General features: G+C 61.9%; 13 protein-coding genes. 10 read left to right on the top strand and 3 right to left on the bottom strand.

Translation table 11 applies throughout. From position 1 onward, the window contains the following. Positions 1–8 precede the first annotated feature (8 nt). The 9 genes from murC (at position 9) to M5J06_RS05515 (ending at position 7793) form a co-directional block, all read left to right on the top strand. Positions 9–1499, top strand: coding sequence for a UDP-N-acetylmuramate--L-alanine ligase (murC, locus tag M5J06_RS05555; protein ID WP_250224161.1), 1491 nt, complete (start codon positions 9–11; stop codon positions 1497–1499). Continuing rightward, the gene (locus tag M5J06_RS05550; protein WP_083306787.1) at positions 1492–2151 is read left to right on the top strand and encodes a cell division protein FtsQ/DivIB; all 660 of its coding nucleotides are present in this window, start codon (positions 1492–1494) and stop codon (positions 2149–2151) included. Before murC ends, M5J06_RS05550 begins: the two co-directional genes overlap by 8 nt. Positions 2152–2357: 206 nt before the next feature. Further along, on the top strand, positions 2358–3722 hold the full coding sequence (gene ftsZ, locus M5J06_RS05545) for a cell division protein FtsZ (protein WP_070533309.1): 1365 nt from the start codon (positions 2358–2360) through the stop codon (positions 3720–3722). A 24-nt stretch (positions 3723–3746) separates the two neighbouring features. Continuing rightward, positions 3747–4487 carry a peptidoglycan editing factor PgeF gene (gene pgeF, locus M5J06_RS05540; protein WP_070533307.1) on the top strand — a complete coding sequence of 247 codons (741 nt, stop codon included), beginning with the start codon at positions 3747–3749 and terminating at the stop codon, positions 4485–4487. Beyond that, complete coding sequence (locus M5J06_RS05535; protein ID WP_070685306.1) at positions 4488–5201, top strand: YggS family pyridoxal phosphate-dependent enzyme; 714 nt, start codon at positions 4488–4490, stop codon at positions 5199–5201. It abuts the gene before it with no gap. 69 nt (positions 5202–5270) lie between these two features. Continuing rightward, the gene (locus M5J06_RS05530; protein WP_070519876.1) at positions 5271–5693 is read left to right on the top strand and encodes a cell division protein SepF; all 423 of its coding nucleotides are present in this window, start codon (positions 5271–5273) and stop codon (positions 5691–5693) included. A 211-nt stretch (positions 5694–5904) separates the two neighbouring features. Further along, positions 5905–6216 carry a YggT family protein gene (locus M5J06_RS05525; RefSeq protein ID WP_070520150.1) on the top strand — a complete coding sequence of 104 codons (312 nt, stop codon included), beginning with the start codon at positions 5905–5907 and terminating at the stop codon, positions 6214–6216. 168 nt (positions 6217–6384) lie between these two features. Next, complete coding sequence (locus M5J06_RS05520; RefSeq protein WP_070533304.1) at positions 6385–7515, top strand: DivIVA domain-containing protein; 1131 nt, start codon at positions 6385–6387, stop codon at positions 7513–7515. 107 nt (positions 7516–7622) lie between these two features. Beyond that, positions 7623–7793, top strand: coding sequence for a hypothetical protein (locus tag M5J06_RS05515; protein WP_168162406.1), 171 nt, complete (start codon positions 7623–7625; stop codon positions 7791–7793). Between the two features lie 62 nt (positions 7794–7855). Here the strand turns inward: M5J06_RS05515 and M5J06_RS05510 are convergent, their stop codons facing one another. Then, a complete protein-coding gene (locus tag M5J06_RS05510; RefSeq protein ID WP_250224160.1) occupies positions 7856–8929 on the bottom strand; it encodes an HNH endonuclease signature motif containing protein in 1074 nt (357 codons plus the stop codon). A 363-nt stretch (positions 8930–9292) separates the two neighbouring features. Here M5J06_RS05510 and ileS point away from each other — a divergent pair, with 363 nt between their 5' ends. After that, the gene (gene ileS / locus M5J06_RS05505; RefSeq protein ID WP_250224159.1) at positions 9293–12490 is read left to right on the top strand and encodes an isoleucine--tRNA ligase; all 3198 of its coding nucleotides are present in this window, start codon (positions 9293–9295) and stop codon (positions 12488–12490) included. Positions 12491–12599: 109 nt separating this feature from the next. On the opposite strand, the gene M5J06_RS05500 is transcribed toward ileS, so the two are convergent. Both M5J06_RS05500 and M5J06_RS05495 read right to left on the bottom strand, forming a co-directional pair. Beyond that, positions 12600–13847, bottom strand: coding sequence for an MFS transporter (locus M5J06_RS05500; RefSeq protein WP_437177588.1), 1248 nt, complete (start codon positions 13845–13847; stop codon positions 12600–12602). 107 nt (positions 13848–13954) lie between these two features. Then, entirely contained in the window at positions 13955–14596 is a 642-nt protein-coding gene (locus M5J06_RS05495; RefSeq protein ID WP_070512472.1) for a GntR family transcriptional regulator, read from the bottom strand. Positions 14597–14701 lie beyond the last annotated feature (105 nt).

Genomic DNA, 14701 nt, shown 5'->3' with positions numbered 1-14701 from the left:
TTTTCACTATGACTGACACCCCCTCCACCACGGACCTGTCCCGCGTTCACTTTGTCGGTATCGGAGGCTCCGGCATGTCCGGTCTCGCGCGCATCCTGGTCAGCCGGGGTGCGGTCGTCACCGGCTCGGACGTTAAGAAATCGACGGCTGTTGACGTCCTCCGCACAATGGGCGCGCACATTGCCATTGGGCATGCGGCCGAGAACCTTGAAATGGCCGGCGATAAGCCGACGGTTGTCGTGACTTCCTTCGCCGCCATCCCGCAGGATAATCCTGAGCTCGCTGCCGCGCGCGCCGCCGGTATTCCGGTTATTCGCCGTTCCGATCTATTGGCCGAGTTGATGGAAGGCCACCGCCAGGTGCTGCTTGCCGGAACCCATGGAAAGACCTCGACCACGTCCATGGCGGTATCCGCGCTCCAACAGGCGGGGCTGGATCCTTCCTTCGCTATCGGTGGACAGCTGAACCGTGCTGGTACGAACGCACACGGCGGTACGGGCGATGCCTTCGTGGCGGAGGCCGATGAGTCCGATGCTTCGCTCTTGCGCTACAGCCCATCCGTGGCCGTGATTACGAACATCGAGCCCGATCACCTCGATTATTTCGGCACCGCGGAGAGCTACTACCAGGTCTTCGATGACTTCGCCGACCGCATTGTCGACGGCGGCTACCTTGTCGTCTGCCTCGAGGATGCGCAGGCGGCCGCCACCGGTGAGCGTGCCGCTGAGCGCGGTATTCAGGTGCTGGGATACGGCGCACACAGTGCGGTAGGTGAAGATTCGGCTGTGCCCCTCGCAGCGGAGATCCTAGAAGAAACCGTCTCCGCCGTCGGCGCGCACGTCCGCGTTCGCCTGACCCTGCCGGGCCAGGCACCGCAGGAGCTGAGCTATGACCTGCACGTTCCCGGCCACCACATGGTGCTCAATTCGGCTGCTGCTCTGTTGGCCGGTGCGCTCGCTGGCGGGGATCCGGCGGAGCTCGCCGCGGGCTTAACCGACTTTACGGGCGTGCGCCGTCGCTTTGAGTACCGCGGAAGTGAGCGCGGCATCCGCGTCTTCGACGATTATGCGCACCACCCCACGGAGGTTGCCGCAGTTCTCGGTGCGGCCCGCGCAAAGGCGGATGCGGAGGGCGAGGGCGCGCGCGTCATCGCCTGCTTCCAGCCGCACCTGTACTCCCGGACGATGAAATTCGACGCCGAATTTGCCCAAGCGCTGGCGCTTGCCGACGCCGCCGTCGTCCTCGACATCTACGGTGCTCGCGAGCAACCGGTTGAAGGCATTACCTCCCGCATCATCACCGACAAGATGCCGGAAGACATGCCGGTTATCTTCGAGCCCGATTTCTCTGAAGCCGCCAGCGACGTCATCTCCTTGGCGCAGTCCGGCGATATCGTCCTGACCATCGGCGCGGGCACGATTACCTACGTGGCTGGCGAGATTCTGTCCGAGCTGGGCAATAAGGACCAGGCGGAGGAGCCGAAGGAACCGAATGTCTAAAAAGGCTGGAGCGCTCGTGGTGGGCGCGGTCCTTCTCGTAGCGGTGATCGCTGCCGCAGCGGTGTGGCTTTTCCCGATCCTCACGGTGAAGTCCTTCGAGGTAGTGGGAAATGACCATGTCACGGCTGAGGATGTGGAACAGGCCAGTGGCGTGCCTAAGGGCGCGAACCTTGCGCGCCTGGACGCTCGCGAGGCCGCGCAGGGCGTGGCGGAGATCCCCTGGGTGGAAAGCGCAACGGTGTCGCGGGCTTTTCCCTCGACGGTGCACATTGAAATCGTCGAGCATGAGGCAGTGGCTTTCGTGCGCGACGGTGACAGCACCGTTCTAGTAGATAACCACGGCAAGGAATTCGTGGAAGCCGAGGCGCCGCCCGAAGCCGTGGAAGTCACCGGGCACACCGACTCCGGTTCCCCGGAGATGCAAGCGGCCGTCGATGCCGTAGCGGCCCTTCCCGCTCCAATCCGGGAAAAGGTATCGGCCCTCGAGGTCAAGGATAGGTACTCGCTGACGTTCCGAACCAAGGACGACAAGACCATCTTTTGGGGTGCCTCGGAGGACAATAAGAACAAGGCAATCGCTTTCGAGGATGTGCTCAAACTCGAGGGTGAATCCTGGAACATTTCCAACCCGTCGCTGGTGACTCGCCGCTAGGTCCGTCGCGAGTGGGACGGGTGTGGCGCTTGTTAAGAAAACCGCATGTCAGCAACCCTAAAGTAGAGGTTGAGGGTACCGACACGCGGCAAAATGTGCGCCGAAATTACCCCGTTGTCGTTAAAGATGGATGTAACCGCCTCTCGCGAAAAGAGGCGCCTCCTCGTTTACATTAAAAGCTTATTCGAAAGGCAAGAGACCCTCGTATGATCTCATCTAGCAACAACCTCGCGGACATCAAGGTCGTCGGCGTCGGCGGCGGCGGTGTCAACGCTGTCAACCGCATGATCGAAGAAGGGCTCAAGGGAGTCCAGTTCGTCGCCATCAATACCGATTCCCAGGCGCTGATTTTCTCCGATGCGGACACCAAGCTCGACATCGGCCGCGAGGCCACCCGCGGCCTCGGCGCCGGCGCCAACCCGGAGGTGGGCAAGACCTCCGCGGAGGATCACAAGACCGAAATCGAAGACGCCCTCCAAGGCTCCGATATGGTCTTCGTGACGGCCGGCGAGGGCGGCGGAACCGGCACCGGCGCGGCCCCCGTCGTGGCGTCCATCGCGAAGAAGATGGGTGCGCTGACCGTTGGCGTCGTTACCCGCCCATTCAAGTTTGAGGGCGCGCGCCGTACCCGTCAGGCCATGGCTGGCATCGAAGAGCTGCGCGAGGTCTGCGATACCCTCATCGTTATTCCGAATGACCGCCTCATGCAGCTGGGCGGCGAGGAGCTGTCCATCGTCGAGGCCTTCCGCGCCGCCGATGAAGTTCTGCACAATGGTGTTCAGGGTATTACCAACCTCATCACCATTCCTGGCATGATCAACGTCGACTTTGCGGACGTTCGCTCCGTTATGTCCGATGCCGGCTCCGCCCTCATGGGTATCGGCTTCGCTCGTGGGGACAACCGCGCGCTCAACGCCGCCGAGCAGGCCATCAACTCTCCGCTGTTGGAGTCGACCATGGAAGGCGCCAAGGGCGTTCTACTGTCCATCGCCGGTGGCTCCGACCTGGGTCTCCACGAGGTCAATGCAGCCGCTTCCATGGTGGAGGAGCGTGCCGACGAAGACGCCAACATCATCTTCGGCACCATCATCGATGACAACCTCGGTGATGAAGTTCGCGTCACCATCATCGCCACCGGCTTCGATGCCCAGGCCAACATGACTACGCAGCCGGCACAGCCCGGTCAGGCTGCACAGCCGGGCCAGCAGGCCACCCCAGCTGCCCGCCCGGGTTCCCTCTTTGAGAACCGCGCCGAGGCACAGGCGGAAAGCCCCGCCGCATCCCGCGCTGAGGCCCCGCGTGGGGACTACACCCGCGCTGAGCCGCAGCGTGTCGACGCCCAGCGTATCGAGCGCGAGGAGTACACCCCGCGCCACTCCTACGAGCGCGAGCAGCCGGCCGAGCCGGCCCCGTCCAGCGGGCTGTTTACCACCTCGGACCGCTTCCGCGGTGAGGAGTACCGCCGCGGCGCCGATGACGAGTACCGCCTCTCGCGCCCCGCTGAGCGCCGTGGCCGCGACTTCGATGATGACGGCGACGACGATCTCGACGTGCCGTCCTTCATGCGTTAGTCCCAGCCCGCTACTCTGGAGTGCATGCCAGTAAACGAGGAAGCACACGTAGCACAACGCCCCGTCCGCATGGTTTTCACCAGCCGTGCCGGCGGGGCGTCGTCGTCCCCTTATAACTCTTTCAACTTGGGTGATCACGTTGGTGATGACCCCGAGGCCGTGACCGCCAATCGCCAGCGGCTTCTGCGGGTGACTGGTCTAGAAGACATCGTGTGGATGGAACAGCTCCACACCAACACGGTCACGGTGGTGGGGGCCGAACGCCGCGGTGTCCGCGAACCCGTCCCCGCCACCGATGCCGTAGTAACCACCGAAAAGCGCTTGGGGTTAGGCGTGCTCGTTGCTGATTGCACACCGGTGCTGCTTGTCGACGTCTCCGCGGGCGTCATCGCCGCCGCCCACGCCGGGCGCCTTGGCGCACGCAACGGAATCGTCCGGAACACCGTGAACGCAATGGTTGAGCTGGGGGCGACTCCCGCGTCGATCCAGGTACTTATGGGGCCTGCTGCTTCTGGGCGCAACTATGAGGTGCCGGAGGAGATGGCGGACGACGTCGAGAAGCACCTGCCCGGCTCCAAGACTCGCACCTCGTCTGGTACGTGGGGAGTTGACGTGCGCGCCGGCCTGATTCGCCAGCTGATGGGGATGGGGGTTACGGCCATTGAGTCGGATCCACGCTGCACGATCGAAGACACTGATTTCTTTTCTTATCGCCGCGAGGGCGTCACCGGGCGTCAAGCCGGTGTGATTTGGTTGGAGGATTAAATGACTAGCAAGGACCCCGCTGAGCGTCGCGAAGAACTACGGGCCGGGTTGGAGCGCACCCGCGCTGAGATTCGACGTTTTGCCGCCACGTATGACCGTCCCGTGCCACAGCTGCTGCCGGTGACGAAATTTCACCCGGCAGAGGACATCGCGCTGCTGGGGGAGCTGGGAATTGCGGATGTAGCAGAAAACCGTGAGCAGGAGGCGCGCGCCAAAGCAGAGGCGCTGCCCGAGATTCGCTTCCACATGATCGGCCAGATTCAAACCAAAAAGGCGAACCACGTCGCCCGCTGGGCGCACAGCGTGCACTCCCTTGACTCAGAAAAGCTTGCCCGGGCGCTGGACCGAGGAGTGGCGCTTGCCCAAGAACGCGGGCAACGCGAGGACGCCCTTCCGGCATTCATTCAGGTTTCCGCCGATGGCGACACCGCACGCGGCGGATGCCCGCTGGAGGACGTCCCCGCTCTGGTGGATGTCGTTGAAGAGCTGGAGAATGTGCAGCTGCAGGGATTCATGGTGGTTCCTCCACTGGAGAGCGAGCCTGCGGAGGTATTCGCTCGGGTAAGGGCGCTGACCGACGAGGTCGCGGCGAAGCTCGGACGGGCTTTAAAAATGTCAGCCGGAATGAGCGCAGATTTGGAGGCGGCGATTGCATCTGGAACGGATATCGTGCGTGTCGGAACCGGAATCATGGGAGCTCGCCCGCTAGGTTAATTGACATTGCAAAAGTGCATTACAAGACAGCAAATGAACAGCACACACTAGGTCAGAGGGAGACCCAGAATGTCACTGATTGATAGGACTAAAGAGTTCTTCGGGCTGGGCCCGATGGACATGGACACCGACGATGCTTACTACGCTGACGAGCGCAGCTACAGCGCACCGGCGTATGCACCTTCCTACGAGAAGCCGGAAGAGGAATTTGTCCCGACCATCGTGGCGCTGTCGCTCGTCTCTTTCGACGATGCAGCGAAGGTCGGTGGCCCTTTCCGCGACGGTGACGCAGTGGTCTTCGAGCTCACTGACGCTGACCGTGGCTCCGCAAAGCGCTTCGTCGACTTTGCCGCTGGCCTCTGCTTTGCACTGGAGGGCCGCATGAAGAACCTGACCAAGGGCGTGGACACCAGCCGTAAGGTGTTTGCCATCGTGCCGAAGGGCGCCGATATCTCCACTGTTGAGCTGGAGCGCGCAGCGCATCTGCGCTAAGTACGTCGCGTTCTACCGCCTCATCGATTTCTTTTCTCCCGTGTTGGCTTAGGGGAGGGGAAGCGATGGGGCGGTTTCGTATTTATGAGGCCGGCGGCGAACTGAGTTCGGGGATAGTTCAGCCGACGATTAGCCGTTCATGTTCGCCGAGCGCGAACCGGAGGGCAGGGGAATACCGTTAGCGGGGGTGGTTCGGATAGGCTCGGGCACTGTGAATGCTTTAGGTTCAATTCTCCTCGTCGCCGTGAGTCTTTACTCGTGGATTTTGTTAGCGCGAATCGTCATCGAAATGATTCAATCTTTTTCGCGCCAATTCAATCCACCCCGCTGGTTCATGATGGTTGCAGAGGTGCTTTTCGTAGTCACTGACCCGCCGGTTAAGGCGCTGCGAAAGGTGATTCCTCCGCTGCAGTTGGGAGGCGTTGCGCTCGACGTTTCCATCATTGTTTTGTTCCTGCTTTTGTCCATTCTTTCGCAACTGATTTCGTGGCTATTTTTCGGCCCCAGCGGACTTGCTGTGTAACTAACGGGTGTATTAAACCCTCCTGTTAACGTTGAGACTCGTGCCAGCGTTAGATAATGTGTTGATTCGGATACAATGAGTTAGCAAAATCCGTATTATTAACCGCACATGTACCCGGCCTCTGGAACCTCTAGAGGTTTGACCGATTCGTAAGGGGAAGAGAAGTCAATGCCACTGTCACCCGCTGATGTACACAACGTCGCTTTCAGCAAGCCGCCAATTGGCAAGCGTGGCTACAACGAGGATGAGGTAGATCAGTTCCTCGACCTCGTTGAGGATGCTCTTGCTCAGCTGCAGGACGAGAACGATGATCTCCACGCCCAGGTTGAGGAACTGAAGTCTCAGACTTCGGCCGGCGCCGCTGGCGGCGCTACTGCCGCTAAGGTCGACGAGGCCGCTGTGCGCAAGGAAGTTGAATCCAAGCTTCGCGCTGAGTACGAGGCAAAGCTGGCTGACTCCAAGAATGAGATTGCCAAGGCCAAGGAAGAGACGAAGCGTGCGCAGGAGCAGGCAAAGGCTGCTCAGGCACAGTCTTCCCAGGCGCCGGCTGCTCAGGCAAAGGACAACTCCGCCGAGCTCAAGGCAGCTCGCGAGGAAGCTGCCGCCGCCAAGCGCGAGCTCGAGGCTTCCAAGAAGGAACTGGCGAACACGAAGAAGGAGCTGGAGTCCGCAAAGAAGAACTCCGCAGCCTCCACCACGGCCTCTTCCGCCGCTGCCGTGGCTGGTGCGGGCTCTGCCCAGTCCAACGCAGAGGGCCTGGCTACCCCGGATACTCACATGCAGGCAGCCCGCGTGCTGGGCTTGGCTCAGGAGATGGCGGACCGCCTCACCAGCGAGGCCAAGGCTGATTCCGAGTCCATGCTGGCTGAGGCCCGCACGGCGGCAGAGAAGCAGCTTGCCGACGCTGACTCCCATTCCAAGGCCCAGCTCGCGGACGCCCAGAAGCGCTACGAAGCTCAGCTGCAGGAGGCCGATACCCGCTCCAAGAAGCTGGTGGCGGACGCTGAGAACAAGGCAAAGCAGACTGAGTCCGACGCTACGTCCCGCGCCGAGGCGCAGATTCGCCAGGCAGAGGAGAAGGCAGCTGCGCTGCAGGCCGATGCCGAGAAGAAGCACACCGAGGTCATGAACACGGTCAAGCAGCAGCAGACCGCTCTGGAGGCTCGCATCTCCGAGCTGCGCACCTTCGAGCGCGAGTACCGTACTCGCCTCAAGACGCTGCTGCAGTCTCAGCTTGAGGAGCTGGAGTCCCGCGGCACCGCTGCTCCCAACGGTGAAGCCGGCAAGTCCAACAATTAATCACTGAATCAGCGGCGTCCCTGCGGGGGCGCCGTTATTCTTTTCTGTGGGTATGTATTCTCAGTAGGTATTGATTTTTCAGGCAGTGACGGGGAAGGAGAGCGCGCATGCTTATTGGTGCATTGCTTTTGGCCTTTGTGGCTTTCTTGGCGTTCGTGAATTACATCCTCTCCGCCGCTGAGTGGTCTCTGTACCTGCTCTTTGCTTCTGCCGGGGTAGGCATTGTTCTGTTTATCGCAGATACCGTGATTAAACTGCGCCGCAAGCACGACGAGTAGCCCTCGCCCCAGCAGTAATTCTGGGTGGAGGGCTTTTGCGAAGACTCCTAGTTGTGTCGCTCCTAGTCGTCTCTTTCCAGGGCGTCGAATAGCCCGGGAGGCGCTTGCAGAGGCGTGGGCGGCGGGAGGGGACCGTACGTCCTCATGGCCGTTCCGTTGACCCGGGCCATGCGGCCGCGTCCCGGTGGCGCGTTCGGATCGTCCTGGTTCACGCCATTGTGATACGGGCACAGCATCACCAGGTTTTCCTGGTTGGTATACCCGCCGTTCTTCCACGCGATGAGATGGTGAACTTGGCATTCATCGGCGGGCTTCATGCAGGAGCCCCAAGCACAGACCGGGAACTCGGCCATGGCCATGATGCGTTGCTTGATGCTGGCGGAGCGCTCCTCGTAGTAGAGGTTGACTGGCCCGTGATAGGGGTGGAATAGAGTCGCCAGCGCGCCATCGAGGTCGATCTCTTCGGCTAGGACCTTGTTGAGGTATTCCGCGCCGGTCATCGTTGCGCCGTTGGTCATCTGCAGCGTGATTTCCTCGCCGTCGCCGTTGAGAATCTTCGTCATTGCATCCAGCGGGACCAAGATATTGGTTTGCAAACCGCGGCGCGGGGCGGCGCCTTTGAAGAAAGCTTCGCGGATGGATTCGAGGGGGCGTTCGCGGTCGACGGCGTCGCTAAGCTCTGCAATCATTTGCGCGGGGCCTGTGATTGCCATCGTCCACGGTGCATTGCGGCGGCGGTAGATGGTCACGCCCTCCTTCGGTGCGGGCGGGGCCGAGTGCTCCTTGAGCTTCTTCTTCGCCAGTGTTTCCATCGCGAGGGTATCGGCGCTGGTCCGGCACAGCTCCAGGCGCAGCTTCCAGCCCAATGCCTGCGTCTTGGCTTTGCGGGCATAGCGGTCAATGACTTCCAGGGTGGGCAATGAGTGGCCGCGGTGGCGCGCAGCCTTCACCGCATCACGTTGCATCTTGGTCATGGCGGTCTTGCCAAAGAAGCTCGTGTGCAGCCGCACCAACTGCGCGGCAGTTTTGTCTGGGGAGCCGGCGGCGATGAGGTCTGCTTCAGACATGCCTTCGCACTCGGCGATGACATCGATGCCGGCCCCGAGTGCGTTGAGGAAAGTCTGTAGCGCGTTCATATTTGTGGAGCATAAAACACCTTCTGAGCTGCGCGCATTAGAAAAAATGTTCCTGTGGAAAACCGTTTCTCAGGCACCTCTTTTGTGCACTGTCGTTTCTATCTTGGGGTTCACGGGAACCTGCGCCTGTGAAAACTTGACCCCTCGGTTATACTTTGGAGCTATATGCAGTGAGCCGGCTATCACCGGGGAGCATTCCGGAAGAACGTGAGGCGCGTGAGCGTCGCATTATTAGAACCGGGCGGGTAGGGACCGTCATCTCCTTCACATCAACGAAGCGGGGCGCCTCGGCGCCCAAGCGGGGTGGTACCGCGAGCCGTACGGCGCGTCCCCGTCACAGCGAACGAGTGAAGGAATTTTTAGATGAGTAATAACCCCGCGAACGTCGGCAGTGTTTATCCCAAAGTCGATATGACTGCTGGGTCTTCCCGTTTCCCCGATATGGAGCAGGAAGTCCAGAAGTACTGGAAGGCCGACGACACCTTTAAAGCCAGCCTCAAGCAGACAGAGGGCTGCCCCGAGTATGTCTTTTATGATGGCCCTCCCTTTGCCAACGGTCTGCCGCACTACGGCCACCTGCTGACCGGTTATGTCAAGGACATCGTCCCGCGCTACCGCACCATGGCCGGCAACCACGTCCCGCGCGTCTTCGGTTGGGATACCCACGGACTGCCGGCGGAGCTGGAGGCAGAGAAGCAGCTCGGTATCACCGACAAGGGCCAGATCGAGGAGATGGGCCTGGAGAAGTTCAACGAGTACTGCGCCAAGTCCGTCCTCGAGTACACCGATGAGTGGGAAGAGTATGTCAACCGCCAGGCTCGCTGGGTGGATTTCGAGAACGGCTACAAGACCATGGACTTGGAGTACATGGAGTCCGTCATGTGGGCGTTCAAGGAGCTCTATGACAAGGGCCTGATCTACCAGGGCTTTAGGGTTTTGCCGTATTCCTGGGCGGAGCACACCTCCCTGTCGAACCAGGAGACCCGCCTGGATGACTCCTACAAGATGCGCCAGGACCCGACCCTGACGGTGACGTTCCCGGTGGCTGGTGCCGTGGAGGGAAGTGCGGCGGAGAAGACGTTGGCGGAGAACGCCGAGCTTGCCGACGCCTCCTTCCTCGCCTGGACCACCACCCCGTGGACCCTGCCGTCCAACCTGGCTCTGGCGGTCCACCCGGAAGTTGATTACGTCCTGTTCAAGGCCACCGAGGGCGACTTTGCTGGCCGTACCTTCGTGATGGCTGAAGCACTGACCGGCACCCTGGCGAAGGAGCTGGGTGAGGTGGAAGTCCTCAAGACGTTCAAGGGCGCGGAGCTGGAGGGCTTCAAGTACGAGCCCATCTTCGGCTTCTTCCCGGATGTCGAGAATGCGTACCAGGTGTTGCTGGCTGATTACGTCACCACTGAGGACGGCACGGGCGTGGTCCACCAGGCCCCGGCCTTCGGTGAGGACGATATGCTCACCTGCCAGAAGTACGGCGTGGGCCTGGTCATCCCGGTGGATGAGGACGGTAAGTTTACCTCCCAGGTACCGCCGTATGAGGGCCAGCTCGTCTTCGATGCCAACAAGGCCATCATCAAGGACCTCAAGGCCGCTGGCCGCGTGGTACGCCACGTGACCATCGAGCACTCCTACCCGCACTCCTGGCGCTCCGGCGAGCCGCTCATCTACATGGCGCTGCCTGCATGGTTCGTCAAGGTGACGGAGTTCCGTGACCGCATGGTCGAGCTCAACCACAATGAGATCGAGTGGCTGCCGGAGCACATCCGCGACGGTCAGTTCGGCAAGTGGCTGGAGGGCGCTCGCGACTGGAACATCTCCCGCACCCGCTACTGGGGCGCTCCGATCCCGGCGTGGATATCCGATAACCCGGAGTACCCGCGCGTCGATGTCTATGGCTCGCTGGATGAGCTGGAGCGTGACTTTGGCGTGCGTCCGACGAGCCTGCACCGCCCGTACATTGATGAGCTGACTCGTCCGAACCCGGATGATCCGACGGGCAAGTCCACGATGCGCCGCGTGCCGGACGTGCTGGACTGCTGGTTCGAGTCGGGCTCGATGCCGTTCGCTCAGAAGCACTACCCGTTTGAGAACAAGGAATGGTTTGAGACGCATTCCCCGGCGGACTTCATCGTGGAGTATTCCGGCCAAACGCGCGGCTGGTTCTACCTCCTGCACGTTTTGTCCACCGCCCTGTTCGACCGCCCGGCGTTCAAGAAGGTTGTCGCCCACGGCATCGTGTTGGGCAATGATGGCCTGAAGATGTCGAAGTCCAAGGGCAACTATCCGAATGTGAATGAGGTCTTCGACCGCGATGGCTCGGATGCGATGCGCTGGTTCCTCATGTCTTCGCCGATCTTGCGCGGCGGCAACCTCATCGTCACCGAGCAGGGCATCCGCGAGGGCGTGCGCCAGGCCATCCTGCCGATCTGGAACTCGTACACCTTCCTGCAGCTCTACGCCTCCCAGGACGCAAAGTTCGATGTCAGCTCCACCAACGTGCTGGACCGCTACATCTTGGCCAAGACTCATGACTTGGTGAAGAACACCAACGACGCGCTGGCGAATACTGACATCGCCTCGGCGACGGAGGAGGTCCGCCTCTTCGCGGATGCGCTGACCAACTGGTACGTGCGCCGCTCCCGTGACCGCTTCTGGGAGGGCGAGGAAGCCCATCCGGAAGCCTTCAACACGCTCTACACGGTCCTGGAGACGGTTTCCCGCGTGGTCGCGCCGCTGCTGCCGCATGTGGCCGAGGTCATCTACCGTGGACTGACGGGCGAGCGTTCCGTGCATTTGGCTTCCTACCCGAAGGCCGAGGACTACCCGGCTGATGATGCCCTCGTGGCCGCCATGGATGCCACCCGCGCGGTGGCCTCCGCGGCGTCCTCGGTGCGCAAGTCCAACAAGCTGCGCAACCGCCTGCCGCTGCCGAAGCTGACGGTGGCGATGAAGGATTCGGCGCGCCTGGCGGATTTCAAGGACATCATCCGGGATGAGGTCAACGTTAAGGACGTTGAGCTTACCGACGATGTCGACGCGGTGGGCACCTTCGAGGTCGTGTGCAACGCCAAGGTAGCCGGTCCGCGCTTGGGCAAGGATGTTCAGCGAGCCATCAAGAACCTCAAGGCGGGCAACTACGTGCGCGAGGGCGAGGACGTCGTGGTCGACGGCGATATCCGCCTGTCCCCGGACGAGTACACCGAGCGCCTCAAGGCGGCGAATGCGAAGTCGACGGCTCGTGTGGAAGGGCTCGATGGCCTCGTCGCCGTGGATACCGAGGTGACGGAGGAGCTCGAGGCAGAGGGCTGGGCTGCGGACGTCATCCGTGGTTTGCAGGATGCGCGTAAGGCCGAGGATTTCGTGGTGACTGACCGCATCACCGTGGTTCTCTCCGTCCCGGCGGAGAAGGAAGAGTGGGCTCATCGCCACAGCGAGCACATCGCGGCGGAGGTGCTTGCTGTCGACTTCACTGTGACGACCCAGGCTCTCGAGCCAAGCGATGGACAGAACATCCATGATGTCCTCAAGGGCGTGACGGCTACCGTGGCCAAGGCCTAAATCCGCAGCGAAAAGCTCCGCTTCCCTCGAGTGGGAGGCGGAGCTTTGAGCATTTGCGCACTGGTGGCGCAGGGCGGCCCGGAGGGGCCGCGATGACGGGGCGTGTGCGCTAGCGGCGGGTGCCGGGCAGGTGTGCGCGCCACGCAAGGATGACGTTGATGAGGCACACCAGCGCCAAGAAGCTGCCGACGCTGAACAACGCCGTGAAGCCGATGTAGGGCGCAAGCGCGCTAAAGGCCATCGGGATGAAGAAGCCAGTGTAAGAAATGGAGTAGTACACGGCGGTCAAGCCGGCGAGCTCTCGCTCGCCCGCGATGCGCTGGACCTCGGACAATCCAGCCACCAGCGCCAAACCGTATCCCGCGCCCATCGTGGCGGCGGCCGCGATGCCGAGCGGCAGGGACAGTGAGTGAGCGGCAAACGCTCCGAGGATTGCGCCGACGGTGATGACGAACATCGACAGGGCCGAGGCTCGCGCGGACTTGTGGGTATCAACCAGGCGGCCCAGCATCTGGACGGCCACGCCGCAGCCCAGGGTGATGACGGTCATCAGACCGGAGAAAGCGATGGGGGCGTTTCCAGCGGATTCGGATAGCAGCTGTGGAAGGAGCGCATAGGCCGCTCCCGCGCAGCCAAAGACCCAGGGGGCCACGGGCACGACGACACGCAGGAAACGCTTGTGCGCAGCGGCGGGGATGTGGAGCATCTCCAGCATGTCACGCACCCTGAGCTCCAGGATGGTGGTCTTGACATCGCCTCGGCTGGGCTGGCGGGTCTCAGGCGTATGCAGGATCCACACGGCAGTCAACAGCGTGAGCAGCATGTGGAGGATATAGGCCGTGTGAGTCGGCCATGGCCCCCACTGGGCCAGCACCGAAGCGATACCCGCGCCGACGAGGAAGCCGGCGGTCAAACACAACGAAGCCTTACGAGCGCCGGACGCTGGGTCGCCGCCGGCGCGCGTGATGAGCTCCGTAATCCACGTTGACCCCACCGCCATGACTAGGCCTAATGCCATACCGCACAAGACGCGTCCCAGCGCGATGATGAGTGGTTCGTTGGGAGCGATGGAGAGCAAGAAAGATCCCGCCAAGGACAGCGGTGCCGCGGGGAGCAACAGTGGGCGGCGGCCGAGGAGGTCAGATAGCGGGCCGCCGATGAGCAGTGCGGGGATGATGCCAACCACGTAGGCGGCGAGGAGACCGTTGACCGTAACCTGCGAAAAATCCGAGGTCTCGCGATACATCACGAGCAGCGGGGTGAACTCGTTTCCTCCCCACGCCACGGCGATCATCGAACCGGCGACGGGGAACCACGCGCGCTTAGGCAGCGGCGCTTCGGCGGAGCGGCTGGGCAAGCCTGGGGTGGCAGCGCTTTCAGTGCATTCGGTGGTGTCGGCGTCTGTGGGGGCGTCGGGTTGGGGAGTAGGCGCCTCGACAAGCGGGTTCGAATGCGCAGAGACAGTCACAGTTGCTTCCTTGAGGAGTTGAGGTGGGAATGGAGTTCGGTCAGGTAGGTGTCGATGTCGCCGGTGCGGAGGGCGTCGGCGAGCAAGGCGTGCTGGGCCACGAAGCCGCGTGCCTTCTCGACGCTGCGGCCGATGGCAGTTGCGGTAAATCGCTGTTGGCGCTCGCGCAAGGTGTGGCCGAGGTGGGCGAGGAGGCGGTTGCCGCCGTTGTCCATGATGGTTTGGTGGAACTTCGCATCCAGTTGGGTATAGGAGCCCAGATCGCCAGCGTCGAGGGCGGCCTTTTGCTCATCGATGGTGGCGACGAGGACATCGGCGATGAGACCGCGCTCCTCTGCGGACAGTCCGCAAATATGGCGGGCAGAGTTCTCATCCACGAGGAGGCGCGCCTCGTAGACCTCACGGATTTCGCGGGGGCTAATCGGTACGACCAGCGCACCGCGCTTGGGATAGAGCTTCAAGAAGCCCTCCACCTCCAAACGGAGGAAAGCCTCGCGCACCGGGGTTCTACTCATTCCCAGCTCGGCGGCAAGGGCGGCTTCGGAGAGCATCTCCGAGTCATCGATGTCGTCATCGATGATGCGGCGCTTGAGGTGATCGTAGGCCCGTTCCGCGGCGGGTACCTTGTCTTTTTGCATGTATACATGATGCATGCATGCGGTGCTCTCGGTCTAGCGCAAACGCCAATTCGTGAGACATTGATCACGCGGTGGGCAAGTGAGAGCTAGTTCTCTGAGCGGCGC

Source organism: Corynebacterium intestinale (genome assembly GCF_023574125.1).
GTDB lineage: Bacteria > Actinomycetota > Actinomycetes > Mycobacteriales > Mycobacteriaceae > Corynebacterium > Corynebacterium hesseae.
This window is presented reverse-complemented; position numbering and strand designations above follow the sequence as displayed.